The organism is Mesorhizobium sp. WSM4871, from assembly GCF_055811295.1.
Map to the genome: position 1 here is coordinate 26,116 of NZ_JBVVPU010000014.1, position 23,316 is coordinate 49,431.

The window sequence follows — 23,316 nt, forward strand, 5'->3', positions numbered from 1 at the left end:
TCGGCATCCTGCCGCGCCTGTTCGTCGGGCCGCGAAGGGCGTGTCGGGTCGGAAAGGCCTTCCCGTGCCAGCGCCCAGGCGCGCGCGGCCTCTATCAGTTTCCCTTTCGGGCCGCTGGGCTGCCAAGCGAGGCGGCATAGGCGTTGTAGAGCCCAAGGCGGTACCAGGTGTCCTGAAGCGCCTGGCGAAGCAATTCCTCGGTAAACTCGACGGGGTTCTTGTCGTCGTCGATGACATCCCGCCAGCCGCGGCTGGCCTTGATCAGCAGATCGTGCTCGCGCGCCTGTCGTTCCTCAGCCGTTTTCAGATCCTCGATCTCCTTTTGGAGTGCCTTCGCTTCGTCCTCGCCGACGCCGACGAACTCGTGCGTGTAGCTCTGGATCTGCCATTTGCCGGGATTGGTCGGATCGGGGCGTTCAATCTTGACCGGCCAGGGGTAGCGATATTCCTTGGTGAGAACGAATTTCATGGGGGCACGTTTCCTTGGGTTAAACGACGTTTGTAGCGGGCGTGAACGCCGCTTACTTGATGGTGATTTTCAGCTCTTCGGAGCCGAGGCTGGTCAGCATCAGCGGCAGCGAATAGTTGCGGATGTTGTCGCTCTGGCCCTCGGCCGGCCTGCCGATCTGAACCGCGTCGCTGTCGATCGCCACCGTGTTGCCGGCCACGGTGCCGTGGGTCAGCGACAGCGCGGCCTTCGTGTGGGCGCGGGCGATCGCGAACCAGTTCTTGGTCGCAAGCGACTGAGCCTTGACCACGGCAGTGCCGGTCACCGAGCGATCGGAGATCTCGATGCTCTCCTCGCCGATCAGGTGGCGGGGCACGACCTGCGAGCCGGTGTCGATGTTGAGGCTCTCGGCGATTGCCGTCCAGCCATGCAGCGCCATGACGGTGTTGGCCTTGGAGACCACCACCGGGTCGATCCACATAGTTTTGGTGACGGTCGGCAAGGCTTCATCGGCGATCGTCCCGAGCAGACCCTTCATCGAAAACTGGAAACGCGGGATACGCTTCGGCGTGAAGCCGAGCGAGACGCTGCCGCGCTGGCCGAGCAGCACGTGCTTGACCCCGTCCGCATTGTAATAGAGCCCGCTGCTCTCGAAAGCGTCGTGGATCAGGTCATATTGGACGTCCACGTCCTCGGTAATCGTCTCTGCAAAACCGCAGGACCGCAGCAGCGGGCCATAGGCCGGCGCTGTGCCGAGCGCGCCCGAGCCGGCGATCTCGACCGAGAAGTTGAACTGGCCATAGTCGCCAGTGAGAAACACGCCCTGATGACCGAGGAACGGCTGCATCAGGTTGCGTGCCTCTTCATCGCCGGCAAGTGGCGTAAAGGCTGCGTCGCTGAGCTGGATGAAATTGGCGACGCCGGTCGGCACCGGATCGACGCCATAGACGGTGTCCATTTTGATGAGAGCGGAAAGCTTCTTCCAACGGCGGATGGCCATGGTCTATTTCCCCTTCTTGGGCGTGGTGGTTGCCCCGGCCGAGGCCGGTTCGCCTGCCGGCGTGGCGGCCTCGGGCGCGGTGCCGGGCGGCGGTGCGGGCTCGGTCCCGGCAACCTTCTTCAGCTTGCCGTCCTTGCGGATGTAGCTGCCGCCTTCCAGCGGCCGTTCGACGTTCGACATGTCAGGGTTTCTCCACGAGGTAGTAGGCCGCGCCGAACAGCTCGCGCTGCCAGACATGCCCGTTCTTGGCTTTGAGAAGGTTCGACGAGACGTGCTCGACGACATCGGCGTTGCTGACGCTCACCGGTTCGAAGCCGATCAGCGCGTCACGCACCTTGGTCTTGATCGTCTCGTTGTCCTCGGCTGCGGCAGCACCCGTGCCATCGGAGACGTTGCGGGTGACGATGATGACGGCGACATCGGCCTCGCAACGCTGCAGCACCCGGCCGGTCATGCGTTCGTTAGGCGCGCTTTGCTCTTCCTCGATCAGGACGAAGGCGGCCGGGACCGCCTTCGGCTCGCCGTTGAGCGAGGCAAAGGCGGCAGCGCCCGCGACCATGCGGAAGAGCGGCGGGTCGATGTCGCGCAGCCGCTGCTGGAATTCGGACGAAAGGCTCATGGCTGTGCTCCGGACTGGCTGTCGGCCTCGGCGCGGAAGGCGTCCTCGGCTATGCGCAGGATCTCGGCCTGGTCGGCCTCGTCGACGTAGAGATACGGCCGCGCCGGGATGGTGATGCTGTGCGCGCCGATCGAGACGCGAACGGTTTCCTTGCGCTTGCGCGAGGCCTTGACGAAGCGCCGGCCGCGATTGGTTTTGCCGAAGTGCAGGTCCTGCTCGCGCGCAGGGATGTTCACCTGGCCGCCGAGCTGCTGGATAGCGGCGTAGAGAATATTGGTCCCGACCGCAGCTTCGGTGTCGGTCGCTTCGCCAGTAATCGAGCTGTAGAGCCGGTTGGTGACGCGCAGCATGTGGCCATAGCCGCGCTGGCTGCGGCCGATGCGCTTGGCGGCCGTGCGCGGGCTGAGGCGCTGCCACTTCCCGGCCGGGCCGGTCTCGCGCTCGAAATGCCGCTGGGTCGACGTGACCAGGTAGGCGGCGATCGCCGACATGATCGCGCTGGGATGCTCGGCCAGGCGCTCGACGCGATCGAGCGTGGCAAGCACGGCCTGGTCGACGAGGCGGAGCTGGATGCCTTCGGTCGCCATCACAGCCCCTCCAGCGTGTCGCGCCTGAAGACGCGGGTCGAGGGATTCGCGCGGATCGCGCCGCCGCCAGCCTGCTCGGGCACCTGGCCGCCGTCGTCGATCGAGACCAACCCCTTGGCGACATCCTTCAACCAGGCGAGCGCCGCGTTGAAATTGCGAGTGACGATGCTCTCCTTGTCGGCAGCCTCGCCATGCAGGTAGTAGCGCGCGAGATCGGAGCCGACCTTGGTCAGGACAGGCGGCACCACGGTCAGCGGCAGCGAGTACTGCTTGCCGATATAGCCGTCGATCACCCCGTCGGCATCCGCCAGGGCGCGGCCGACAACCACACCGTCGATCGTGCTGGGCGGCACGTTCGTCCGGTCCGTGAGTTGCATCAGCTCGGTGGCGCCGAAGCGGTCGACCAGATCCTGTTGAACAGCGTAGGTCACCGGCTGCCTCCTGGTAGAAGCCAGAAGTGCCAAGCGGCCCAGATAATGGCCGTACCGCTAACAATGGCGACCACATGCAGCGCGATCGAGGTGAACACGCCAAACGGAAAGTTTGCCCCGTTGCCCAGGTCCGTGACTGGCCGACGCAGCACGACGGCCCATAGCAGGGCCGTGAGCACGATCGGGAGCAAGGCAGATGACGCCACGGCGTGCAGCACTAGATCAGCTCCACCGTCAGGTTTGGTTCGGCGAAGAGCGCTTCCAGCATGTCGAGGCCTGCGGTGTCTGCATGGCGGCTGAAAGCCTCCAGACGGTGCTCGACAGGCGCTTTGGAATGGGCGATGCCAGCACGCCTGAAGCCCTCGATCTTCGAAGCGATGCGGACCCCGACCGGTTCGTTTAAGGACGCCGCACGCCAGGCGTCGAGAGCGGCAAATGTGCGCGGATACTTGGCCCGGAACTCATCTTCCTCCGTCTCGACCCGCGCTAAGGCGGCCAGCTCAGCGGAGCCGGCCGCATTGCCGGCTCCGCCCTGGTCTTGGCTCTCCGGGGGTATGCTCGAAATGGTCCCCGTCGCCCCCAGCGACGGGGCGGCCGGTGCCACCGCCAAAGTGGTGGTGGCATCAGCCGCAGGCGAAGCATTCGCCGCGACATGCTGATCCGCGATTACTGGCTTCGCTGCTCTGGCTCTTGGGGCTTTCGCCATCGTTCAATCCTCGTTTTCGGGTCTTTGAAAAGGAGCCTCGGCAGCGGGCTGCTTTTGAAAAACCCGCCGGCACCGTTGGGAGTGCCGGCAGGTCAAAGTTCCGGCGGACCGATCAGGCCAGCCAGGAGACGACCAGCGGTTCGGCGGTGCCCTTCCACTCATTGGTCTCGCCACCGGCGGCATACTCGGAATTGAGCAGCTTCAAGGCAGCGCTTTCGAGCGCAGGCGGCACGACCAGGAGCGGTTTCGCTCCGTTGGCCAGGAGACCGAGGGGGCGACCATAATCGCCCTTCATGCCCATCAAAGCAGCACGCGCGGCGGCGTAGTGCGTTGCGTCCAGCGTCTGCTTGGAGCCCCAGGCGAACTGCCAGAAGCCGAAGCCGACATTGGCGCGGGCATCGGCGCCGTAGACGAACTCCTTGTTGCTGAAGACGTTGTCGTCGGTCAGTTGGTCCTTGGCGACGAAGTCGAAATCGCGACGCTTCTGCAGGATGATCGGCTTCAGCGAACGGCTGACGTCAAGCAGGAACCAGGGCGTTCCGGCGCCACCATCGGTGTTGGCCACCGATTGCGGCGCGCCGGCCGCATCGAGCACCGGATGGTCGGTGTCAAAGAAATACTGGCCGTCATAGCAGTTGGTGCTGAAACCGGCCTTCAGGAGAGCGAACACCAGCTCGTCCCATTTGGCGCCGGTCGACTGACCCATCTCGGTGAACATCGGCGTATAGATGCCGAGATTGTCGGTCTCGATGTCGTCGCGGTCGACGCCGATGGTCAGCTCCCAGGGCTTTTCCGAGATCGTGTAATCCGACTGAGACAAGTTCTGGACCGCGCGAGGCCCGATCCATTCGCGGACGCTCGGGATCTTGCCGAGCCATCCGTATTTCTGGTCCTTGGTCGAGGCCGGCACCGTGGTTGCGATGCGGGTGTACATGGTCGAGGCCATGCCAAGGCCACCCTGGAAGGAGGTCTTGAAGCCTACGCGAAGGCCATTGAGGTTTGCGGCATTGACAAGCATGTGAGCGGTTTCCTGGTTGGAACGGAGTTTGGGATCAGGCGGGCAGCGTCGCGCCGGCCAGGTAGGCCTGCACGGCCACCTCGTCGAAGCGGCACCAGACGCCTTGGGCGTCGACGCCTTCGATGAAGCCGCCTATCGAGCGAGCGCCTGTGCCATCGGTCTTGGCGACCGTCTGGTCATCGACGACGTAGAAGGGCTTGCCGATGTCGGCGATCGTGATCAGGTCGCCGGCGGCCGAGTTGGCATAGCGATAGATGCCGGGCCGATATCTGAGATTGACGTCTCCGGCATTCGCGCCGCCGGTCGCGCGTTCCTCGGCCCGGCCGACGCCGACCAGGGCGGTCGCGGCTGCGCCCTTTGTCAGGAAGCCGGAGGCATTGCGCATAACGATCGCACCGGCGTAAACGAGCACGGCGGCGGCAACGCCTCCGACGCGGGCCTCCCCTTCAAGGCGAGGCGTATTGCGGTCCTGTCCAAGAGCAGTCATCGAAATTGGTCCTTTGGCTGGGCGCGAGGCCCGTTGATCGGTTCGGGAAAGGCGGGGCCTAAGCCTTCGCCTCTGCGGTCAAGGTCTTCTTGAAATCCTCGGGCTTGATGCCAAGCTGCGAGCAGACGGCGAGCTGCGCCTCGTCGAGGCTCTCGCCTTCGGTGTCGCCCTTCTTCGGCGTCTTCAGCTGCGGCGCCGTCAGAACGGGCGCGCTGCCGACGAACGTTTCGAACTTCTTGGCGTCGGCCTTGTAGAGATCGAGACCCCAGTCCTTCAGTGAGGGCGCCAGCTTTCCGTCCTTGATCGCCGTATTGACCGCTTCTTCGGCCTTGTCTCCGACCATGGTCTTTTGCAGCTCCTTCACGTCCTCCTGGAGCTTCGTCACTTGCTCGATCGGCACAAACTTGGTCGGGTCGGGCCTGGCGCCTGCAACGGCCGACTGCACGGCCGTGACGATGTCGTCCGCCTTCGCGCCCTCGGCCAGGCCAGCGGCCTTGGCGAACTTGGCGCGGTCGGTGACCAGTGAATTGACGGCGGCAAGGACATCTTCCGACTTAGCGGTGTCCGTCAGGCCTGCGGCCTTGGCGATCGCCGTGCTGCTTGTCAGGTAAGAATTGATGGCGGCAACCACGCCGTCTTCATTGGTACCCTGGGCAAGGCCGAGGGCTGCAAGGATCTTATCCATGCTGTCTCCATTGAGTTTTGAGGGAAGGAGGGCACTCGCCGCTACCTGCATCAGGTCCAGGTTTGGCGTGTTGGTGAGGCCGGCCATGCGGATGAGGAGCACCCGGCCGGTGCTTTTCTGGTGCAGGAAAACGGGCGAGATGTAACGGTACTCGCCGGCCTTGATCGCGCTGGCGGCTGCCTCCGTCCATTCGACGCGACCGAAGATGCCGTCCGGCCTAGCCTCCAGCTGCTTGATCCAGCCAGCGGCCGGCGCACGGCCTCCCACGCTCGGCGCAGTGATTGCCTGATGGTCGTAATCCACGACGAGCTCGGTCGAGCCGGCATACTGGCGCGTGCTGTCGACGATCGTTTCCATCGACGCTTTGTCGCCAGTCGTCCATGGGCCTTCGCCGTTGCGACCGGTGAAGGTGCCGGCCGGCACCAGCTGCACCCATTTGTCACCGTCCGCATCGCCTGCGGTGAGAGCAGTCGAGTGGGAGGCGACCAGGGCGGCCGAAAGGAGTGCGGCAAGTGCGTTGTGCATCGCCGGACATTGGCCGGTCCTGATGCTTCGTGGCATGGCGACGGCGGTCGCCATGATCGATCGGTCGCCAAGAATGAGAAGGCGAAGTCAGCTGGCCGTGGGACGACCGGTTCGCAAGCAGAACGGTAGCCGAGGCCGGGGAGGCCGGCAAGGGTGGTAATTTGGAGGCCGACCTTTAGGCGCTAATAGCCCTTAAAATCGGTTTTGAACGGGTCTACAGCGCCACAGGCCGGTTTTCCGGGCCAGTGGAGCGGCGAAGGGTAGGCTGCCGTTCTGTGGCGGCCCTTGGAAATCGATCAGGACGGGGCGCCAGGACCAGAGAGGAGACCGCTCGCCATCTTCTCGTTTGCCGCCTTTTCGACCATCGAGAAGCCGGCCTTGCCCGGATTGTAAGCCCAGCCAGGATCGATGCCGTCCGGCACCGTGAAGACCTCGCCAGTGCGTTTGTTGACGTACGCGGTCTCGCCGCCTGGCTCGGGCTTGAACTTTAGCTTCTCGCCTTCGCGTTCCAGCCGGTCGACATCGCGTTGGGAGAGACTCTGGAGGGTGCAGTGGCAGTTCCAGCCATTAGGGCACGCATGGGTGTTCCACCAGGGATGATCGACCGGCAGCACCGTGTTGTGCCACAGATGATGCAGCGGCCGGGGATGCTCCTGCGCTTCCAGATGGACGTAGCGCAGGAATGGCCGGACCTTCTTGTTGCGCTCGAACGACGCCCAATGGCCTGCGGCGTAGCTTATCCGCATGTTCACGTCGAAGATCGTCTGGAGCCGGCGCACACTGCCGAGCTGCGACCAGCGCGTCTCGCCGGTCAGCGGATCGAAGGACGGCTGCTGGCCCCACCAGCCCTTCGCTTGCAGGAGCGGCGTCAGTTCGGCCGCGAACTGCTGGAACGTCTTACCCTCGGCCAGCGCCTGCTGAAGGGCGGCATAGATGTCGCCCAGAATGTCAAAGCCGGCCGACTTGGCGACCGTGAACATGGAGGCGTGGGTTTCCTGCCAGACGTCCTGCCAGGCGAAGGAAGGATCAAGCCTGCCGCCGCGCTCAAACAGCGCAGCCAGCGCATCGCGAGGCGGTACCGGCTTCAGATCAACCGGCATCAGAGCGACTCGCCAGCCTCGCCGGCCAGGCGCGCGGCGAAGGCTGAGCGGGCGAGCTGCTCGGTGAGCGCATCGACATTCAGGCCTTCAAACCGCTTCGCCAGGATGGCTTGCACCTTATCGACCGAGCTGGCCGCCGCTATCTCGGTCTCCAGGCCGGCGACGATGGGCTTAACCAGCAGCTCCCAATCGCCGAGAAGGCTGTCCGTCGCCCGCTCGACCGCATCGCGCTTCGGCGCCATCGCCGAGTTGACGGCCTCTTCCTGGTCAGCTGACGTCGGCTGTGTGGTCGGGTCGGCCGGCGCCGCCTGGCGCGGCGCGACGAGCAGCTCCTCATCCTCGCTCGGATCGGCGATGCCGATCAGGTCGCGCATCGTTGACATGCCGACCTTCAGGCCCAATGGCACGAGCGTGGCGACGTTCTTCACCGTCGCCGACACGTCGACCTCGTCGGGCCGGCCGATGCAGATCTTCGGATACTTCTTCTGGGGTCCTAGATTGAGATCCACGACTGGCCGAACGAGATCGCGGTTGAGAGTGCCAGCGAGCTGGCGGGCATCGGCGCGCTCGATGTCCTCGCGCACCCCGTCATGCGTCTTGCCGACCGCGTGGCCGCCCGCGATCGCGTCGGTGGTGGCGGTCTGGCCCAGCACCACTTTGGAAACCTGCTGGTCGAGCCAGTCGGCGCGCTCCTTGTAGAGCTGGTGCGAACCCGAGATCTCGGCTTTGATGAATTCAACCGCCATCGACTGCGGCACGATCGCTGCGAAGTCCGTGCCAATGTCTGACACGGCCTGGAGCAACTTGTCCTTGTCGGCGTCGCTGGCCCCGGCATCGTATTTGCCAAGACGTAGCGGCTGGCCATAGGCCTCGCAGAAGATCGCCCAGTCCTTGATCGTGTAGCTCTTGAATAGGAAGGTCCAAGCGACAGCGCGCGCGATGCCGCCCCTGATCGGCAGGCCGGACTTCACCTTGGCCGAATGGTAGACCCATTGGTAGGGATTGAGCGGCATGTTCTGGCCGCCGTCGCGGAGCAAAGGCGTTTCGCCGTCGACCTGGTCGAAGGTGAACCAGCGAGGGTCGCGCCACGCGAGCCGCTTCGGCAGCCACTGGCCCTCGCTCGTGTCCCAAACGATTTCCGTGCATGAGAAGCCCTTGCCGGTCGCGTCGAGGATATCGAACAGCTCGTCTTCGAAGCTGTCGCGGGTGACAATGTCCCGGATCAGGTCGGCCGCACGTACACTGACCGCATCATCGCCGGCCGCCTCCACCGTGATCTCCAGTCCAGAGACCTGGCGTTTGCGAACGCCCAGCACGCCGGCATAGTGCGGATCGCGCTCTTCCATATCCTCGGCAAGGGCGAGGTAGTCTTCGGGATCGCCGTCGATCGACGCCCGCAGGATGCTGGCGAGCCGGCCAGGCGTGAGGCCGGCGGCTGGATGATGGGCGTCGTGCCGGCGAACGCCCCGCGTGGTCGGCGCGCCCTGTTCAACCCTCAGTGCGGCTTTCTCGATCGGCCGGCCATACTGGTCGACAAGTCCCTTGAAAACATCGGCCATCAGTAGATCCCTTTCGAGCGGCGGAGGGAAGCCATGCGGAAGCCGCGCGGCCGCTCATCCGGAAGATCCTGCATGCGGCCACGATCGCCGCTTTCTTCAAAACGGCTCTTGGTGATCGGGACCGGCTGATAGCCGTATTCGGCTCGACCACCGCCAGCCGCGTTGATCGCCAGGAATTTCGCCCAGGTGCGGTCGGCGTGATCGTCATCACGTTCGGCAACGAAACGCGGGGCGCCCGTTGGTCCCGAGACCTTCCGCAGCTTGTGCAGATCCGACCTGAGCACCGGATTGCCTTCCTCGATACGGATGGTGCGGTCCTCGAAGCGCTGCTTGCCGGCGGTCGCCATCACCAGCTTGTTCGGGCCGGTGAACAGCACGCCCTCCACGCGATCGGCGCCATAACGGCGCTGTGCGTCCTCGACCGGCTTTTCGCCCATGCCGGTCTGGTCCATGCAGACGCGGCCGACGCGATACTTGCGCATGACCTCGTCCAGGGCGGCGTCCTGGGTGGCAAAGGTCGCGCGCTTCAGCTCGACACGCTCGCGCTCCCAAAGCACATCGCCGATCTGCTCCTCGACATCGATGACGAAGAGGTCGTTCCGCCGGCCGATGTCGACGCCAACAAAGCAGACGTTGCCTTGGTAGCCATCGGGATCTCCTGCGAGCGGATCTTCACAGGACGTGATCAACTCATAGGTGAGCCAGGCCGACGCCTCATCAAGATATTGAAGCTCGTACTCCTGCGCCCAGGCGTCCTCGTCGGCGAGGCCGGCACGCAGCTCCTCGATGTTGCGCGGCAGGCCATCGGCCACGGCTTGGTAGATGTCGACGGAATGACGCGACCAGGTGGTGTCCTTGCCGGTGTCCAGCTCATAGAACTTCCCGCTCTTGCCATTCGGCGTCGAAGTGACACGCAGTTTCCAGCCGGCTGAGATGACCGGGAACAGCGCCTTCCAGATCGCGCCGCTGTCCTTGTGGAAGGCGAACTCGTCCAGGAAGACGTTTGCGGAAAAGCCGCGGGCGGTGTCGGGATTGGCCGGCAGGGCAAGGATCCTCGACCCATGCGGGAACACAACTTCCAGAGCGGTGTATTTGACTGCCCCTATATCGTATTCAACCGGCAGTTCTTCGAAAGGCAGACCGTAGGCCTTGGCGTGCACCTTCACGCCTTCGTCCATGGCTTCCTTTGCCTGGCGCTCGCCGCGCGACAGGATCACCCAGCGGGTGCGCGCCTGCTTGACCACATGTTCGAAGCAGTCGTCGACGTTCTCCAGTGTCGTCGTGAAGGTCTTGCCCGTCTGGCGCGCGAACTTGCCCAGCTTGAACCGGGCCTGGTCTTCGATCCAGCGGCGCTGGTAGCCAAACAGGATGGGCTTCGCCATAGTCGGTCACTCCCCGCGATAGGCCTTGCGGATCATCGCAAGCACTTCTTCGGGGTTGACCTTGTGTCCGGCCTTGCCGATCTCGCCGGTGGCGGTCTTGACCGCCTTCTCCATCTTCGCTTCGGCCGCCGCGTTGGCCTTCTGCTTCAGATTGGCCGAGACGTGCTGGGCCGAGACGGTCTGCCGAAATGCCGATGCCAGCTCCTTCACGTCCTCGGCCGTCTTCGCTTCGTCGATCAGCTCATCGATCAGGGCCTTCAGCAGCTCACCCAGGACGAGATCCTGATCGCCCATCTTGTCGGGCGAAATCTTGTCGACGATGCCGGCATAGAGGGCGTCGCGCTCTGCCAGGCGATCGGCGCGCCGCTTTAGCCGGATGCTGCGCCTGGAGAACGCCGATCGCGAGACCGGGCCATGCCCCTTCACCGCCAGCCGGTCGTTCAGCTCGAAAAGGATATCGGCCTGCGTCCGCTGCCGCTCGTTCAGCCGCGCGAGTGCCCAGATGACATCGTCCTGGCACTCTTCCGGCAACTGGTCGAGCGATGAAAGGACGCGGCGCTCAGCGGCCATGATGCTACAGCACCGGGTCGGTGGGGCTAAGCACGCCGGAAATGAACGCCTGATGCGCCAGGTGCTCGCGGCCGCGCGGCGCCAGCGTCGCGATCTTGATCGAGCCTGCGGCCAAGACCTTGACGGCCGCGCGTTCGGCGAGCCAGTCAAACTGATCTTCTACCCACTCCCGCGACTTATTGATCATGAAAGCCGCAAGCAGGTGGTTGCGGATCGATGTCGATGTCGCCGAGCGGTTCGGTTGCGCAAAAAGCTCGCGCAGGATGATCAGCCGAGCCTCTTCCTGAATGATGCTTTCCAGGCTCATTTGCCGCTTGCCCTCTCGAATTCCAATTCCTGAAGGCGGGACGCAAGTGCCGAGATCGGGGTGATGCGCTCGGACATAGCAGCCAGCGAACCACTCAACTTCTCTACCGCCAGTTCGATGCGATGGACCTGCTCCCGCTCCGGAAGGTGCTGGAAGTCGCTTTCGAGCTTGATCAAACGCTCCTCGGCCATCTGAAAGCGGCCAACGATGGCCGCGTCACTAATTCTCCGTTCCTTGGCAAGTTCGGTGGCATCCACCTCGATCTCTTCACGCAACGCCGCGACGTCCTTCAGCGCTTTGCTCGACCCTGAAGTCAGCCAACCATAGAGAATGCCGCCAACTGATATCAGGACGGCGATCAGGCCTGCCCAATCCTTGATCTGGTCCATCACGCTCGTTTCCTGTTCTGTCGTTCGATGAAGGTTTCGCAGTCGAAGCACCTGGTGGCTTTCGGCACGGCCTGTCGGCGGGCGTCGGGGATACGTTCGCCGCAATCGCAGAACCTCGGCTCAGATGTTTCTTCTGCGGTGTGCTGGCCTCGGGCGGCCGCCTGTATGCGAGCGATGCTGGCGGCGCGTTCCTGCTCAACGCGGCGCTCCGCGAGTTCTATTGCAGCGTCGCTGGCCTTCATTGCTTGTCCCACTCCGCGACCTTGGCCAGACGCGCGGCGCAAACATCCCGCGCCGCGCCGTTCACATCGCCTCGCTCGACATAGTCGCCGACAACTGCCGGCCCGCCGGCCTTCCACCAGTTCGGTGGACAGGGGATCAGGAACGCAGATGGCACGCGTTCCTTGATCGTCACGGTCTTAACGACCACCTGAGGTTTTGGGCTTGTCATGCAGCCTGCGCAGAGCATCAGGCACAGGCAGAGCAAGGAAAGCTCGAACGTCCGCATTGGAATCTTTCAGGGCGGCCAGCGCCGCGTTGTTTTCGATGAAGGCTTGGTTCGAGGCGGCAATCTGTTCCGCGAGGTTTCGGGTGAGCTCGGCGTCGGCCGCCGCTTGGGCCTGCATCCGGCCGATCGTCTCTTGATTGGCGTCGTTCACATCCTTTGCCACCTCAAGGTCGGCCCTGGCCTGCTTGGCTTCGGCCGCCGCGTCGCGGGCCTCGACCTTGTAGTGGTAGGCAACCAGTCCAAGTCCCATGAAGGCGAGGACAATGAGCCCAAGGACGATGAGGCGAGCCTGCATCAATGCAGGCCCTGCAAGCAAAGAACGCGCTCGCGCTTGCGCCGCTCAAAGAGGCCGCGCAGGACGCGGCCACCGGCCTTGTCCCACCAGGTCAGGGCCTCGCAGCCGCCGACGACGTTGCCGGCGTTCAGGCGGCGCGTCGCCGTGCTCTTGCCGATGGCGGCGACGCCGCAGTTGAAGGCGGTAGACGTGTAGGCCGCGTCTCGCGTCGCAGGCAGCCGGGCATAGGTGGTGGATGCGGAGAAATATCGGTGCAGCCCTGACCGGTGCTCAGCCACCTCGCGTTTGAGCGTCTCGATGCACTGCTGATCGCTCATGACCATGCCGGCATGCACGCCGAGCGTCGAGCCGTAGCAAATCGTCCAGATGCCGACCGCGTCGCGATAGGCCATGTTGCGCTTGCCTTCCTCCTTGGCGATGAACGGCACCGCGATCCGCAGTGTCTCGGCCTCGGTCGCCTCGGCGGCTCTGGACGGCGTGGCGAGGAGGACTGCCAGGGCGATAATGATGGCGGCAACAGCGATGATGCGCAGCCATTCCTTCCAGAGTGAAAGGCCTTGCTGGAAGCAGCGGCCGACAATTCCGGCGAGCAGGAGCAGAACACCAAGCCACCAGGCGAAATACGGGTCAGCGTCCTGGCCGGTCAAGCGGTAGCGCAATTCGGGCAGCACAAGCACGGCGAGGCCAGCTGCCTGCATCCAGAAACTGAGAGACAGTAGCACCACGCGGCGCCAGTCCGGGACAAGACGGGGCATCGAACGCTCCATGTTCTGCGGGGCTGGACTTCACGCCCGCATGTGAAAATCGGCCAGAGGAAATCTCCGGCCGCAGGGAGCATCTTCATCGCATTCGGGGACAAGAAGGCATGGCTACGTCGGTAGCCATCAGGAGCATCAGCCGAAAAGCTTGAGCTGTCGCGGATCACCGCTGCCTTTGGCGGGCACGTTTTCCATACGCTGGAAAAGCCGGTTCACCGCACTCTCCGACAATCCGAGCTTTCGTGCAATATCCGCGTTGGACGAGCCTGCGGCGCGGTAGTGGCGCGCGCGTAGCTCGCGCACCAGCGGGACATTGAGATAGTCGCGGCCGAAGCGCCTGGAGAGTTTCGCGGCGAGTTCGATGCCCAGCTCGTCGGCGAGCTTTCCGCGTTCCGGCGTCGCGGGGATGTAAAGGCGCGTGCCCCCATGCTGCTCGGCCAGCCTGATGAGGCCGGCTGGCCCGAGCAGGCGCAGCAGAGCGTCGGTGAGGCCGTGCTCGCTCAAGCCCGCCCCTCTTCTTGGGCTCTCCGCAGGAGGTCGGTGAGCACCTCGTCGCCGGGAACGACGTTGCCCTTGATCACTGTGACCACGCGCCCGTTGATCATCAGGAAACGGGCGCCGATCGTCCGCACGCATGGCGCCCCTTGATGGCGCGTCAAGCCCTCTGCCATGAGGCTGCGCAACTGCTCGACATCGATCTCTAGCACGCGCTGCATGAAGCGCAGCACAGCGTGGTCGGAAACGCGAACCGGATCACTCATGCTGGCTCCCATTGAATGAGGACGCCCTCGAACAAACCGGCACCATGCTCGGCTTCCCAAAAGGCTCCCATGTTCCAGCGGGCCGATCCGACGAACCCTTCGCCCAGCCGTTTCGCTTTCCAGTCGCCAACGTGGTCGATCGCGAAGCCGTCAGCAGCGGCAAAGGCTTCAATCTCGTCACGATGCAGCGATCGGCCGTCGATGACGATCGAGCCAATGAACTCGTCCAGGAGCGGCGTGGTCACGATGGCGATCGGCAGCACGCGGACACAGATAGGGTCGGGATCGACTAGCTTGATGCAGTTGCGGGTCCGCATGCCCTGGTAGAGCTGCACCCGCTCGCCCGGCCGGGCGTGCCGCTTCCGGTCGGCGCGCACTGTGTGGCGCTTGATAAGGCCCGACACCTGAGGGCCGAACATGGCCTTGAAGCTATAGGCCACCATCAGCGCGCCCTCATGGTGCGTTCGTATTCGGCAAGCGCTGACGGCTCGTCCGACCAAGCTGGCCAAAGCCGCAAGTGATTGATGATGCGAAACGGCCGAAACGAGATGCCGACCTCATAGGACAGGCGCCAGCGGATCTCGCCTGGCTGTGCGCGTCGCCGAAAAATATAGAAGCCGATGGCCCAGCCGCTATTGCAGCGGAGGAAGTCCCTGCCACTCCAGAAGCGGAACATCAGCGCGACCCTCCAGCCGAGATCTGCGCCGCCAGGTAGCGGTCGCGAAGGCTGACCGGCTTGGCTGCGCCTTCGCGGCCGAGATCGGGCCAACAATCGTCGTCGCCGAGCAGCCAGAGGTGCCGCATGGCGATGTTGTTCACGACGCGCGCGGCCGGCGGGTAGATCTCGATCGCCACGGCGACAGTTCCCGCAAGGTGGTCTTTGATGGCCTGCAGCTCGTCCCAGGTGATGGCGCCGTCGTGTTCGACGGAAATCAGGCCGATGGTCCAGTCGAGATAGATGCGGGTGGCGGCCGACCAGGTTTGCGGCCAGCCACGGTCTTCGCGCGAAAGCACAGGGCGGCTGTTCATGGGCGGGCCTTTCTGACCATGTCGCCGAGCGCATTCATGACGGCCGGCCAGTCACGATCGGTCATCTGGTCGAGCGGCTTCGCTTTGTCCCAAACAAACTTGCGGAAGCCCTTGGGGTCGACCGCCTTTGCGACTGAGAGGAGCTGCCACTGCGCGAGTGCAATCTTTGCACCTGTAGGCCGTAGCCATTCGGCGGTATTGACGGACTGGCTCCAGTCGACGCCGGCCTCTCGCGTCATCCACGCTTTAAGGGCGTCGATCGCCTTGGCGGCATCCTCGCCGTCCAGCAGGAACCTTGTGTGCTCGATGCCGGTCTGCCGCTTGACGAACGACAGCATGGCGGCATCGTGCCGATCGCGGACGATGCCGAGGTTCCAGGCAGCGATCCATAGCGCCTGCAGCTTCTTCGCGAACGGCCCTTGAAGGCCCTTTTCAGCCGGCTTGAAACCTCGCTCGCGTTGCTCGGTGATGATGAGTTTCAGCTCGCGGTCGTTCATCTGGCGAAGGCTGCGTTTGCCGGTGACCCGCTCATAGAGATCGCGCGCAGTGTCCTCGTCGAGGCCGAGCTGCTTGTTGGCCACATGGATGGCAGCGAGCGGGGTCATGACGCGACCCCGCAGATGCCATCATTGTTTGCGGCGCAATTCCCTGGCGCAGTTCCGGATCTCGTCCGCGACCAGGCTGTAGAGCAGCGAGAGCTTTTCGCTCTGAACTTCTTGGAGGTTGGGCATAGACGCGACGAGGTCGTTGAGCCCTTCGAAAGCAAGCAATGCGTAATCCAGCCGGTCGATCGGCTGTAGAGTTCCTGACATTTAGTTTCCCCCCCGGGAAGGGCCTTTGCGGTGAGATTGAGGGTGTTGCTGCCATCGCGCACGCAGGCCACCCTGGTGGCCGGACGAACGCAGGTTGGTAGACCGCATGGAAACGGCAAGCCTTTCGGCTTCCCGCGTCGCCCGACCAGGACGCTCCATGTCGGGCTACCAAACCCGGCTCCGCCTTTTTCGCGAAGCAGGGTGACGATAGGCACGAAAGGGCGAAGGCACAAAGAGAAAAAAAGGCCTCTCCCGCTGCTACCCACATGATGGTTAAGGACTGTGGTTCCTGTGTTCATGACAGCTCGCGCTCCATATCGCGGGCCACCCGTGAGAGGTTGATCTCGACGCGCATATGTCCGCCATTCTCACTCGGGCAGGAGTAGTCGTAGAGGTAGGCGATCCGTTCACCGTCAATCGAAGTGATTTCGGTTCCGTGTCCCCGGAAGCGCAGCGCCTTGACCAGCGCATCCTCTATTCTCTGGATTTCGCCGACCATGGCTCAAACCTCCCTCGGCTCGATCGGGACCGGGCCGCTGCCATGCGGGTTGAAGCCGTCCGCCTTGGCGATCTGCTTCGTGGCGGCGGTGCGCCAGTTCCCGAGCGCTACGGTCACGCTGCTGGTTGAGGTGGCCCGAAGGCCGGCCATCTTCACCGAATGCTCGCTGCCGGCTTTAAACCGGGCGCCTTCCTGGCCAGTGAAGAAGCTGGTCAGCTTCGCCTCGGCGGCGTCGACCCGCGCGCGCCAGGCCGAATAGTCGGCATGGCTGAACTCGCCTTTTTCGGCGTCGGCTTCGGCGAGCTTCTCGTCGAGAAGCGCAACAATGCGCTCAAGGGTTTCTATCCAGAGCATGGTCATGGCGGTTATGCCTTCGCCAGATCGATGGTGACGGGGCGGAACTCCTCGCTCTGGTTGTCGCGCTCGTAGCACCGGACATAGGTTTTGGAGCCGATGACGCGCATGGCGGCGCGGATGGCCTCCATGGCCCGCTGCCAGCGTTCGTCCTCGATATCGAGGCGTAGGAGCATCAGGATTTCGGTACGGTTGATCTGGCCCTGCTTTTCGACATTGAAAGCGCGGGAGATGATGGCGCGTATTTCGGTGCGGCTGTCCGCCGACCACTCGGTCAGGCATTCGTCGATCAGGCCCTTGGCGATCTGAAGCTGTGAGCCGAACGCGATCAGGTCGGCGACCTGGACGGTGACCTTCTTCAGCCCGTCGAAGGTCATGAACGTCTTGTTGCCCTTGGCGCCGCCCTTGCTCGCGCCGTAGTCCTGGGCGAGCAGCGCTTCGAAGGCCGAGAGATCGTCGAAGGTGTGTTCCTTGAACCGCGTGACCTGGGCGGACAGATCGGTGGCATAGCCAAGGATCTTCCGAACGGTTTCATCCTCAAGCTTGTCGGCTGCCTTGATGGCTTCGACCGGCACAAGGTTACCCTTTGCGTCGGGCATGTAGGACTTGCCGCCGACGACGACGGCGCCGGTGGCGAGGATGGTGGCTTCAGTTGCTGCTTGCATTGTCGCTTTCCTATCGAGTGGGGATTGGGCTCAGTGGCGTAAGCTGATCTCGCAAGGCGGCAGTCAGCAGAACCACCTCGTTGTGGTTTCCGGTATCGAGCGCGCTGATCAGCAGCCTCGCATCGAGAGCGATCGCCCAAAGGCCTTCCGTGGCCTTCGCTAGGGCGTAGATTTCGGCAACCGAAGCCCTTGGTGCGTTGCGCTCTGGATTGCTGATGATCTGGCTGCAAAGGTCGATCATGTCGAGCTTTGCAACCGCGGCTAAGAGGGCCTCACTTGCGGGCATGTTTGCCCTCCCGCAGGTCGATCAGCTTGCGAAGATTGCGGGCGGCGGTTTCCAGTGTGGCCCGCGCCCGGCGCTCCGCTGCGGTGTTCGAATATCTGGCGTTGTCGTAGCGGTCGATCGCGCGGCCGACTTCGCCGCAAGCGGTCATGATTGCCTGCTCCTGGTCGGTCAGCGGCCGGGGCTCCGGTTTTCTGATCAGCTCGGCCGTCAGCACCGGCAACAGGTGCTTGACGATGTTCGCGGCGCGGGCTTCGGCTTCCTGCAAGTTGCTCATGCCGCACCTCCCGGCCGGCCGTCAGAGAACGGCCTGGGAATAACCGGAAACAGCTTCACGTTCGATCCAGGCCGGCACACCGCCTCGGCGATATGGTCGATGTCAGCCGCCCGCTCGGCGCGAGCCTGCTCGTTCCATAGGAGCCGGCTCAGCCGGTTCTCCATGTCGCGCGCCTTGATGCCGAGATCCGTGATGATGCGCGACAGCATCCTTGCGTCATCGGGCGCCAGGACACGCGGCTCATGCTCGAACTCGGAAAACAGGCGGCGCAGGTCGGACAAGCCGTCCGACAGTTCCAGGGACATCTTCAGGCCCATTACTATTTTCTCCTTTGGGGGCAGATTTTGCAGGCGTGGAAAAGCTGGGCGCGGTGCCGCGACGTGGCGCGGAACGGCTCCTTTTGTTCGGTGAGGCAGCGGTCGCGGCCGATCTCGCCCAGGACCGGACATTCGACGGTGAGCGACATCAGCGCGCCGCGCGTCATTTCCTCGAAGCGGCCGACATCGCCCGGATACTTGCCGCTGATGATGGTCGACACCGCCGAGCGGCTGTAGCCGACGCGCTTCTCGGCCCCGGCGAGGCCTTCGGCGTCAGCAAGCCGGGCGAGCTCGTCCAGCCAGTCGGGCAGCGGGTCGCCGTGCGCCTCGATCGCCTTTTCGACAAAGGACCTACCGTCGGGCCGGCTGTTCTTGACCGGTCCCCGGTTCATGGCTGCACCTCTCGTGCCACGGGCTGGCCGATGACGGTCTTGGCGTTCGGATCGTAGATAGCCTTGGTGCCGAGAACCTTGGGGGCCTGGAGGCCGATGTTGCGGACGAGCCGGTAGCGTTTCGGCGTGCCCGCCACGACGCCGGCCGTCGAGAGTGCGTAGAGATAGGCTTCTACCGAGCGCGGAGGCACCTGCGGGCAGAGACCGGCCAGCTCGGCGACGCTGAACACCTTGGCCATCTTCATCGCCCGCCAGAGCTGGTCGATGTTCTTCTCGTATATTTCGCCTGACTGTCTGATCCGAGGCGCGACAAGAGGCCGTTTGACCAGCCGGTAGACAACAGTCGCCGGGATATTGCCGCTGCCGACATGCCCGCTCGTTTCGACCACTTCGGCGATGCCCGCGAGCTTAAGCTTTCGGACGTATCTGCCGACCGCTTGGGTCTTGACGTTCGTCCGCTCGCAGATCTGCCGCACCGTCCAGGGGCCGTTGCGATCGAGGTCACGAATGATCGACCAGTAGCCGGTCTCGCCGCGCGGGACTGCAAGGCTCATCTGCACGATGTCGATGATGCCGCGCGCGCTCATGCCAACTTCCTCGGCGTGAATTTCGAGGTGCTGTAGATCGCGCCGACGCCGCCGAATGTCGCGAGGTCGATCTTCTTGGTGCCGAGTATCTGGCTCGCCTCGACCACTTTCGTCAGGTTAACGACGATGCGGCGCGTATTGCCCTGGGTCTTGTCGAGGATCGCGGCGGCCAAGTCGTTCGCGATCTCGATGCCGGGGCAGCGATTGGCGATCAGCAGGCCGAAATCCTCGGCGTCGCACGGGACGGCCAACAGCCATTCGAGCACGCGGTTGTGCACGCGCTCGAACTCTTCGAGATACTTCGGTAGCAGTGTCTCCCCGATCATGATGACCGCCGCGCCGGACTTGTCGGACAGCTCGCGCGGCAAATCGACGAAGCGCTTCTTGGCGATGAAGTGTGCTTCGTCGATGATCAGCGGCTGGCGGGGGTTGCCCGCCATCAGCATGATGGCGTTGGTCTTCAGCTCCTCGATCGAGCCGCGCGGGTGCTGTTCGCCCAGCTCCTTCAGGATCTCCACGAGAAGGGAGCGTGCCGTCGTATACTGGCCGCATTCGACATACGCGGCGCGATATTTATTTGCGCCATAGACCGCCGACTTGGTCTTGCCATCGCCAGATCGTCCGGAGAAAACGGCGAGCCCCGGCAGGTCCGGGTCGCGGTTGACCATCTTTTCGAGCAGCGTGGCGAAGGCGGAAACGTTCTTCAGCGGCGCCGGCCGATTGACTTTGAGCAGTTCTGTCATCATCTTCCTCGTTGTTCTGTTTGCCGCTCTGGCGGCGATCTCTTTGCGGAGAGCCCGGTTTGCCGACCGGGCTTTTCCGTTACTCAGGGGGACAAGAACGCTTCACCAAAATCTTCATGCATGGCCTTGTGGGACTTGAACTCGGGCGACTGCTCGTAGCCACCCAGCCAGACCGCGTCGTCGGCCGGCAGCGTGTTGGCGTTGAGCTGCTGGCGGAAAACAAGCGCGCGGCGGTAGCGCTCCTTCGGCGTTTCCGGCAGCGCCACCACGTTCTCGTCTTTCGGCAGATGCGCGGTGCGCGCCGCTTCGATTTCGGCCTGCCGACGCCGCATGATCGCTTCGGTCTCGGCGACTAGCCGCTGTTCGTCATCGGCCTGCATTTCGTCGATCAGCCGGCGATGGGCAGCTGCGGCTCGTGGATCGAGTGGCTGGCTCGGGTTGAGCCTTTCGCCAAGCGCCTCGATCGCCGCAGCGATCTGCGGTGTCGAATGCGCCTGGTCGCGCTTTGGCAGCGGGATGACGTTCGGCATGTCGCGGCGGGCGACTTCCAGGGCGCGCTCGATCAGCGGTGAACCCTTGGCAAGCTTTTTGACGTTCGCCTTCAGGTCGCGGGTCATATCGTCGACCAGCTCGTGGCGGATTTCCTTGGCGGCGCGGACGAGGGTCTCGGGATGGATGCCTGACAGTTCGGGGCAGATCGCATCGCCGAGGAACTCGGCACCGTCCTGGGCGAAGGCATAGGCCCTACCGGCATCATTCGGGTCCATGCGCACGAAGACGGCGGTGCCTGGCATGATGGTCGGCGTCATGTAGTGGCGGCCGTCGATGCGGATGCCGAGCTTGCCCACCAGGCGCTGGCCGTCTGAGCCCGCGACCGGCATCAGAAGCAGGTCGAGAGCCCGCTCGTCGACCCGGCGCGGCTCGCTGGTGGATGCGAGCGCGGTGGCAAAAGGCGTGGCATTCTTCAGGCCGGCATGCGGCCGGTGCTGGTAGACCGTGGTCGCCCAATCGTCGATGTGCTGCTGCAGCTGCGGACCGGTCAGCGTGACGCCGAACACTTCGGCATCGCTTTCGCCAAGGCGTTGGGCAAAGCTCTTGCGGCTTTCGATCGCCTTGCGGTCGGTGACCGAGTGGCCAACGAAACCCGGCAGCAGCGGCCCGACATCGTGCTGAAACGTCTTGATGACGCGCTCGACATGGCCCTTCTGCTCGGGCGAATAGGCGTCCGACGTTTCCGCCTCAATGCCGAGCGAGGCAAACAGGCGTTGCGTATCCTGAGCGACGAAATCGGAGCCGTTGTCGGTCTTGACGACATCCGGCACACCCCACGCCAGGATGGCTTTACGGATGAGCAGCGCGACAGCCGAGGCGCGCGGCGTGCGCGACAGCAGCCAGACGCTTCGGCGCGTGGCGATATCGATGCAGGCATAGACCGAATGCCGCCCGTCGGTGCAGAGCGCATCGACCGGCGAGGCGTCGATCTGCCAGAGCTGGTTCGGTTCGGTGACGTGCCGAAGCATGCCGACGCCGGCCGGCGCGAGATGCGAACGGTAGCGGTCGGGATTGGTGAGCTTCAGCAGCTCGACCTTGTGATTTTCCTTCAAGCCCTTCAGCGCATGCTGGAAGGTCCGGACGGGTGGCATGGGAATGACCGTTTCAACGCCCTTTGAAATCGCCTTCAACGTCTCGCCGAACTCGGATCGGCACATGGTACGGACGTGATGGCCGGAGAGGTGCGGCTGATGCGCGATCAGTGCCAGCATGAAGGCGCGGACAGCGCCGTCATTGGCCGTTTCGAGGACACCGGTCCCCTTGCGCGCGGTCGCGGGATCGTGACCGAGCGCGTTGACCTTGCCGTCGCGCTTCTGCGATTGCCAGCGGGCAAGCGAACGCTTCGACAGGGCCGGGACGATGTCCAGAACCCACTCGTCGATGTTGAGCGATCCGGTGTTGTACTTGTCGGTGAAGACCTGGACCCGCGTGGCGTAGCCGAGCTTGAGGCCGCGCGAGAATCTCTCGAAGGCGGCTACGACTGCAAGGCGGGCATCGCGTTCCTTTTGTGCCCGCGCCGTCATGCTGGTGTCGGGCGCGGCTTTGGCCGACTTAAAGGGCAGCTCGATAACGATGTGGCGCTGCTGATAGGTGACCTGAGCGAGCGTCGGCCAGAGCGAGAGGTGATATTCGGTCGCGCCGCCCCGGCCGGAGCGCGGGCGCGCCTGCCTGGGGCGATCGTCCCAGCCCTCACGCTTCGCCAGCCGGATGACAGCGCTTTCGCTCTGCGGCAGATCCGGCAGCGCCTCGGCGGCGATCTCGCGGGCAGTCAACCACTCTTTCACGCGACCACCTCGGTCGAGCGTGCGGCACGCATGCGCTGGAGCATCCGGCGGACGAGGTAACGGCCTTCGGCGGTCAGTTCCAGGCGCCCGACCAAACCGCCTCCGCGATGCTTCAGTCGTCCCCGCAGCAGCCCGGCCTTCAGCGCTTCCTTGGTGACGGACGGCGCGTTCGCAATCGCCAAATAAAAGTCGGTCGGCAAGCAGAGGTCATCGTCCCACCACAACATCATCAGGTTGCTAATGATGTCGGCGCGGTTTTTTTCGAGGAGGTCTAGGCGGGCTTCGATCATGGGGAGACCTGTGATTGGTCGGCGCCCGCCACCGCAGTGGGGCTTGGATGGCGGGCGCTCTCCGAGGCGGCTTGGGAGGACTTCGCCCCGGAATTTTGGAGGGTGCGCACAGCTTCCTGGGTGTAGCCGTGCAGTTGGTCGCGCATGTGCTGCTTGGTGTCGGTGTCCTCGCACCGCATCATCTTGATCTGCCAACGGACCAGCCACTGCGCCTGCTTAGGCGGCAGCGCGATGTAGTGATTGGGACAGAAGATGCCGGTGGCGTCGTCGAGGCATTCCGGCATGGCGCAGCGATGCGGTGTCATGACCAGATGCCTCCGCGCAGGACGTGCTTGCGCACTCGCTTGCGGAACGCGGCGCCGGTGGCGGCGCGGCGGGCGATCTGCGCGGTGTAGAGGCGATGCACGCCATAAAGGACGATGGCGTAGACGATCGCGGCGCTGATGCCGATGACCAGGAAGGTGTTCATTGGACGGCCTTTATCGCGAGGGATAGGGCGGCCGAGCCGTAGAGCGCGAAGGCCAGGAATGCGGCCATGGCGAGGAAACCGGCGACGTCTTGCGCCAGGTCGAGAATTGCGCGTTTCATGTGAAAGCC

The 23,316-nt window shown here is 63.9% G+C and carries 41 protein-coding genes; all 41 read right to left on the reverse strand.

From position 1 onward, the window contains the following. Window positions 1-94 precede the first annotated feature (94 nt). The 41 genes from AC0L2H_RS25740 to AC0L2H_RS25940 all read right to left on the reverse strand — a co-directional run bounded on the left by AC0L2H_RS25740 (window position 95) and on the right by AC0L2H_RS25940 (window position 23,307). A complete protein-coding gene (locus tag AC0L2H_RS25740; protein ID WP_473592822.1) occupies window positions 95-469 on the reverse strand; it encodes a hypothetical protein in 375 nt (124 codons plus the stop codon). A gap of 52 nt (window positions 470-521) precedes the next feature. Then, a complete protein-coding gene (locus AC0L2H_RS25745) occupies window positions 522-1,448 on the reverse strand; it encodes a phage tail tube protein (RefSeq protein ID WP_473592823.1) in 927 nt (308 codons plus the stop codon). A gap of 3 nt (window positions 1,449-1,451) precedes the next feature. After that, window positions 1,452-1,628, reverse strand: a complete 177-nt coding sequence (locus AC0L2H_RS25750; protein ID WP_473592825.1) for a hypothetical protein — start codon at window positions 1,626-1,628, stop codon at window positions 1,452-1,454. 1 nt (window position 1,629) lies between these two features. After that, window positions 1,630-2,067, reverse strand: coding sequence for a phage tail terminator protein (locus AC0L2H_RS25755; RefSeq protein WP_473592827.1), 438 nt, complete (start codon window positions 2,065-2,067; stop codon window positions 1,630-1,632). Beyond that, window positions 2,064-2,654, reverse strand: a complete 591-nt coding sequence (locus AC0L2H_RS25760; RefSeq protein WP_473592828.1) for a phage virion morphogenesis protein — start codon at window positions 2,652-2,654, stop codon at window positions 2,064-2,066. Before AC0L2H_RS25760 ends, AC0L2H_RS25755 begins: the two co-directional genes overlap by 4 nt. After that, window positions 2,654-3,085 (reverse strand): gp436 family protein, encoded by a 432-nt coding sequence (locus AC0L2H_RS25765; RefSeq protein ID WP_473592829.1) that lies wholly within the window; start codon window positions 3,083-3,085, stop codon window positions 2,654-2,656. The genes AC0L2H_RS25760 and AC0L2H_RS25765 overlap by 1 nt, the downstream gene beginning before the upstream one ends. 217 nt (window positions 3,086-3,302) lie before the next feature. After that, window positions 3,303-3,791: a hypothetical protein gene (locus AC0L2H_RS25770; RefSeq protein ID WP_473592831.1), complete on the reverse strand. Its 489-nt coding sequence runs from the start codon at window positions 3,789-3,791 to the stop codon at window positions 3,303-3,305. Between the two features lie 112 nt (window positions 3,792-3,903). Next, complete coding sequence (locus AC0L2H_RS25775; RefSeq protein WP_473592832.1) at window positions 3,904-4,809, reverse strand: Mu-like prophage major head subunit gpT family protein; 906 nt, start codon at window positions 4,807-4,809, stop codon at window positions 3,904-3,906. Between the two features lie 34 nt (window positions 4,810-4,843). Then, window positions 4,844-5,296 (reverse strand): hypothetical protein, encoded by a 453-nt coding sequence (locus tag AC0L2H_RS25780; protein WP_473592833.1) that lies wholly within the window; start codon window positions 5,294-5,296, stop codon window positions 4,844-4,846. 58 nt (window positions 5,297-5,354) lie between these two features. Then, entirely contained in the window at window positions 5,355-6,560 is a 1,206-nt protein-coding gene (locus AC0L2H_RS25785) for a phage protease (protein WP_473592834.1), read from the reverse strand. Window positions 6,561-6,802: 242 nt separating this feature from the next. Further along, window positions 6,803-7,606, reverse strand: a complete 804-nt coding sequence (locus tag AC0L2H_RS25790; RefSeq protein ID WP_473592835.1) for a phage head morphogenesis protein — start codon at window positions 7,604-7,606, stop codon at window positions 6,803-6,805. After that, window positions 7,606-9,165 carry a DUF935 domain-containing protein gene (locus tag AC0L2H_RS25795; RefSeq protein ID WP_473592836.1) on the reverse strand — a complete coding sequence of 520 codons (1,560 nt, stop codon included), beginning with the start codon at window positions 9,163-9,165 and terminating at the stop codon, window positions 7,606-7,608. Before AC0L2H_RS25795 ends, AC0L2H_RS25790 begins: the two co-directional genes overlap by 1 nt. Continuing rightward, window positions 9,165-10,547: a terminase large subunit domain-containing protein gene (locus AC0L2H_RS25800; protein ID WP_473592837.1), complete on the reverse strand. Its 1,383-nt coding sequence runs from the start codon at window positions 10,545-10,547 to the stop codon at window positions 9,165-9,167. Before AC0L2H_RS25800 ends, AC0L2H_RS25795 begins: the two co-directional genes overlap by 1 nt. A 6-nt stretch (window positions 10,548-10,553) precedes the next feature. Beyond that, a complete protein-coding gene (locus AC0L2H_RS25805) occupies window positions 10,554-11,117 on the reverse strand; it encodes a phage protein Gp27 family protein (protein ID WP_473592838.1) in 564 nt (187 codons plus the stop codon). 4 nt (window positions 11,118-11,121) lie between these two features. Continuing rightward, complete coding sequence (locus AC0L2H_RS25810) at window positions 11,122-11,424, reverse strand: VpaChn25_0724 family phage protein (RefSeq protein ID WP_473592839.1); 303 nt, start codon at window positions 11,422-11,424, stop codon at window positions 11,122-11,124. Then, complete coding sequence (locus AC0L2H_RS25815) at window positions 11,421-11,813, reverse strand: DUF2730 family protein (protein WP_473592841.1); 393 nt, start codon at window positions 11,811-11,813, stop codon at window positions 11,421-11,423. The genes AC0L2H_RS25810 and AC0L2H_RS25815 overlap by 4 nt, the downstream gene beginning before the upstream one ends. Beyond that, window positions 11,813-12,055: a TraR/DksA C4-type zinc finger protein gene (locus tag AC0L2H_RS25820; RefSeq protein ID WP_473592842.1), complete on the reverse strand. Its 243-nt coding sequence runs from the start codon at window positions 12,053-12,055 to the stop codon at window positions 11,813-11,815. The genes AC0L2H_RS25815 and AC0L2H_RS25820 overlap by 1 nt, the downstream gene beginning before the upstream one ends. Further along, the gene (locus AC0L2H_RS25825; protein WP_473592843.1) at window positions 12,052-12,243 is read right to left on the reverse strand and encodes a hypothetical protein; all 192 of its coding nucleotides are present in this window, start codon (window positions 12,241-12,243) and stop codon (window positions 12,052-12,054) included. The genes AC0L2H_RS25820 and AC0L2H_RS25825 overlap by 4 nt, the downstream gene beginning before the upstream one ends. Continuing rightward, the gene (locus tag AC0L2H_RS25830; protein ID WP_473592844.1) at window positions 12,233-12,616 is read right to left on the reverse strand and encodes a hypothetical protein; all 384 of its coding nucleotides are present in this window, start codon (window positions 12,614-12,616) and stop codon (window positions 12,233-12,235) included. The genes AC0L2H_RS25825 and AC0L2H_RS25830 overlap by 11 nt, the downstream gene beginning before the upstream one ends. Beyond that, window positions 12,616-13,371: a lysozyme gene (locus tag AC0L2H_RS25835; RefSeq protein WP_473592845.1), complete on the reverse strand. Its 756-nt coding sequence runs from the start codon at window positions 13,369-13,371 to the stop codon at window positions 12,616-12,618. Before AC0L2H_RS25835 ends, AC0L2H_RS25830 begins: the two co-directional genes overlap by 1 nt. A 138-nt stretch (window positions 13,372-13,509) precedes the next feature. Beyond that, window positions 13,510-13,878 carry a winged helix-turn-helix transcriptional regulator gene (locus AC0L2H_RS25840; RefSeq protein WP_473592846.1) on the reverse strand — a complete coding sequence of 123 codons (369 nt, stop codon included), beginning with the start codon at window positions 13,876-13,878 and terminating at the stop codon, window positions 13,510-13,512. After that, entirely contained in the window at window positions 13,875-14,135 is a 261-nt protein-coding gene (locus AC0L2H_RS25845) for a hypothetical protein (RefSeq protein ID WP_473592847.1), read from the reverse strand. Before AC0L2H_RS25845 ends, AC0L2H_RS25840 begins: the two co-directional genes overlap by 4 nt. Then, on the reverse strand, window positions 14,132-14,578 hold the full coding sequence (locus AC0L2H_RS25850) for an ASCH domain-containing protein (RefSeq protein ID WP_473592848.1): 447 nt from the start codon (window positions 14,576-14,578) through the stop codon (window positions 14,132-14,134). The genes AC0L2H_RS25845 and AC0L2H_RS25850 overlap by 4 nt, the downstream gene beginning before the upstream one ends. Beyond that, the gene (locus AC0L2H_RS25855) at window positions 14,578-14,811 is read right to left on the reverse strand and encodes a hypothetical protein (RefSeq protein WP_473592849.1); all 234 of its coding nucleotides are present in this window, start codon (window positions 14,809-14,811) and stop codon (window positions 14,578-14,580) included. Before AC0L2H_RS25855 ends, AC0L2H_RS25850 begins: the two co-directional genes overlap by 1 nt. Next, complete coding sequence (locus AC0L2H_RS25860; protein ID WP_473592851.1) at window positions 14,811-15,164, reverse strand: DUF7694 domain-containing protein; 354 nt, start codon at window positions 15,162-15,164, stop codon at window positions 14,811-14,813. Before AC0L2H_RS25860 ends, AC0L2H_RS25855 begins: the two co-directional genes overlap by 1 nt. Beyond that, window positions 15,161-15,769, reverse strand: coding sequence for a regulatory protein GemA (locus tag AC0L2H_RS25865; protein ID WP_473592852.1), 609 nt, complete (start codon window positions 15,767-15,769; stop codon window positions 15,161-15,163). Before AC0L2H_RS25865 ends, AC0L2H_RS25860 begins: the two co-directional genes overlap by 4 nt. A 21-nt stretch (window positions 15,770-15,790) precedes the next feature. Further along, entirely contained in the window at window positions 15,791-15,976 is a 186-nt protein-coding gene (locus tag AC0L2H_RS25870; RefSeq protein WP_473592853.1) for a hypothetical protein, read from the reverse strand. Between the two features lie 295 nt (window positions 15,977-16,271). Continuing rightward, complete coding sequence (locus AC0L2H_RS25875) at window positions 16,272-16,475, reverse strand: hypothetical protein (RefSeq protein ID WP_473592854.1); 204 nt, start codon at window positions 16,473-16,475, stop codon at window positions 16,272-16,274. A gap of 3 nt (window positions 16,476-16,478) precedes the next feature. Continuing rightward, the gene (locus tag AC0L2H_RS25880; RefSeq protein ID WP_473592855.1) at window positions 16,479-16,835 is read right to left on the reverse strand and encodes a hypothetical protein; all 357 of its coding nucleotides are present in this window, start codon (window positions 16,833-16,835) and stop codon (window positions 16,479-16,481) included. 5 nt (window positions 16,836-16,840) lie between these two features. Beyond that, window positions 16,841-17,494: a DUF3164 family protein gene (locus AC0L2H_RS25885; RefSeq protein ID WP_473592856.1), complete on the reverse strand. Its 654-nt coding sequence runs from the start codon at window positions 17,492-17,494 to the stop codon at window positions 16,841-16,843. Between the two features lie 10 nt (window positions 17,495-17,504). After that, entirely contained in the window at window positions 17,505-17,780 is a 276-nt protein-coding gene (locus AC0L2H_RS25890) for a hypothetical protein (protein ID WP_473592857.1), read from the reverse strand. Beyond that, the gene (locus AC0L2H_RS25895) at window positions 17,767-18,054 is read right to left on the reverse strand and encodes a hypothetical protein (RefSeq protein WP_473592858.1); all 288 of its coding nucleotides are present in this window, start codon (window positions 18,052-18,054) and stop codon (window positions 17,767-17,769) included. The genes AC0L2H_RS25890 and AC0L2H_RS25895 overlap by 14 nt, the downstream gene beginning before the upstream one ends. Then, window positions 18,051-18,371, reverse strand: coding sequence for a hypothetical protein (locus AC0L2H_RS25900; RefSeq protein ID WP_473592859.1), 321 nt, complete (start codon window positions 18,369-18,371; stop codon window positions 18,051-18,053). Before AC0L2H_RS25900 ends, AC0L2H_RS25895 begins: the two co-directional genes overlap by 4 nt. A 2-nt stretch (window positions 18,372-18,373) precedes the next feature. Next, the gene (locus AC0L2H_RS25905) at window positions 18,374-18,763 is read right to left on the reverse strand and encodes a transcriptional regulator (RefSeq protein ID WP_473592860.1); all 390 of its coding nucleotides are present in this window, start codon (window positions 18,761-18,763) and stop codon (window positions 18,374-18,376) included. Then, entirely contained in the window at window positions 18,760-19,350 is a 591-nt protein-coding gene (locus AC0L2H_RS25910) for a MarR family transcriptional regulator (protein ID WP_473592861.1), read from the reverse strand. The genes AC0L2H_RS25905 and AC0L2H_RS25910 overlap by 4 nt, the downstream gene beginning before the upstream one ends. Beyond that, complete coding sequence (locus tag AC0L2H_RS25915; protein WP_473592862.1) at window positions 19,347-20,093, reverse strand: AAA family ATPase; 747 nt, start codon at window positions 20,091-20,093, stop codon at window positions 19,347-19,349. Before AC0L2H_RS25915 ends, AC0L2H_RS25910 begins: the two co-directional genes overlap by 4 nt. 83 nt (window positions 20,094-20,176) lie before the next feature. After that, the gene (locus AC0L2H_RS25920) at window positions 20,177-22,429 is read right to left on the reverse strand and encodes a transposase (RefSeq protein ID WP_473592863.1); all 2,253 of its coding nucleotides are present in this window, start codon (window positions 22,427-22,429) and stop codon (window positions 20,177-20,179) included. Next, window positions 22,426-22,719 carry a hypothetical protein gene (locus AC0L2H_RS25925; RefSeq protein ID WP_473592864.1) on the reverse strand — a complete coding sequence of 98 codons (294 nt, stop codon included), beginning with the start codon at window positions 22,717-22,719 and terminating at the stop codon, window positions 22,426-22,428. The genes AC0L2H_RS25920 and AC0L2H_RS25925 overlap by 4 nt, the downstream gene beginning before the upstream one ends. Continuing rightward, window positions 22,716-23,024: a hypothetical protein gene (locus AC0L2H_RS25930; protein WP_473592865.1), complete on the reverse strand. Its 309-nt coding sequence runs from the start codon at window positions 23,022-23,024 to the stop codon at window positions 22,716-22,718. The genes AC0L2H_RS25925 and AC0L2H_RS25930 overlap by 4 nt, the downstream gene beginning before the upstream one ends. Next, window positions 23,021-23,188 carry a hypothetical protein gene (locus AC0L2H_RS25935; RefSeq protein ID WP_473592866.1) on the reverse strand — a complete coding sequence of 56 codons (168 nt, stop codon included), beginning with the start codon at window positions 23,186-23,188 and terminating at the stop codon, window positions 23,021-23,023. The genes AC0L2H_RS25930 and AC0L2H_RS25935 overlap by 4 nt, the downstream gene beginning before the upstream one ends. Beyond that, window positions 23,185-23,307, reverse strand: a complete 123-nt coding sequence (locus AC0L2H_RS25940) for a hypothetical protein (protein WP_473592867.1) — start codon at window positions 23,305-23,307, stop codon at window positions 23,185-23,187. The genes AC0L2H_RS25935 and AC0L2H_RS25940 overlap by 4 nt, the downstream gene beginning before the upstream one ends. Window positions 23,308-23,316: the final 9 nt, after the last annotated feature.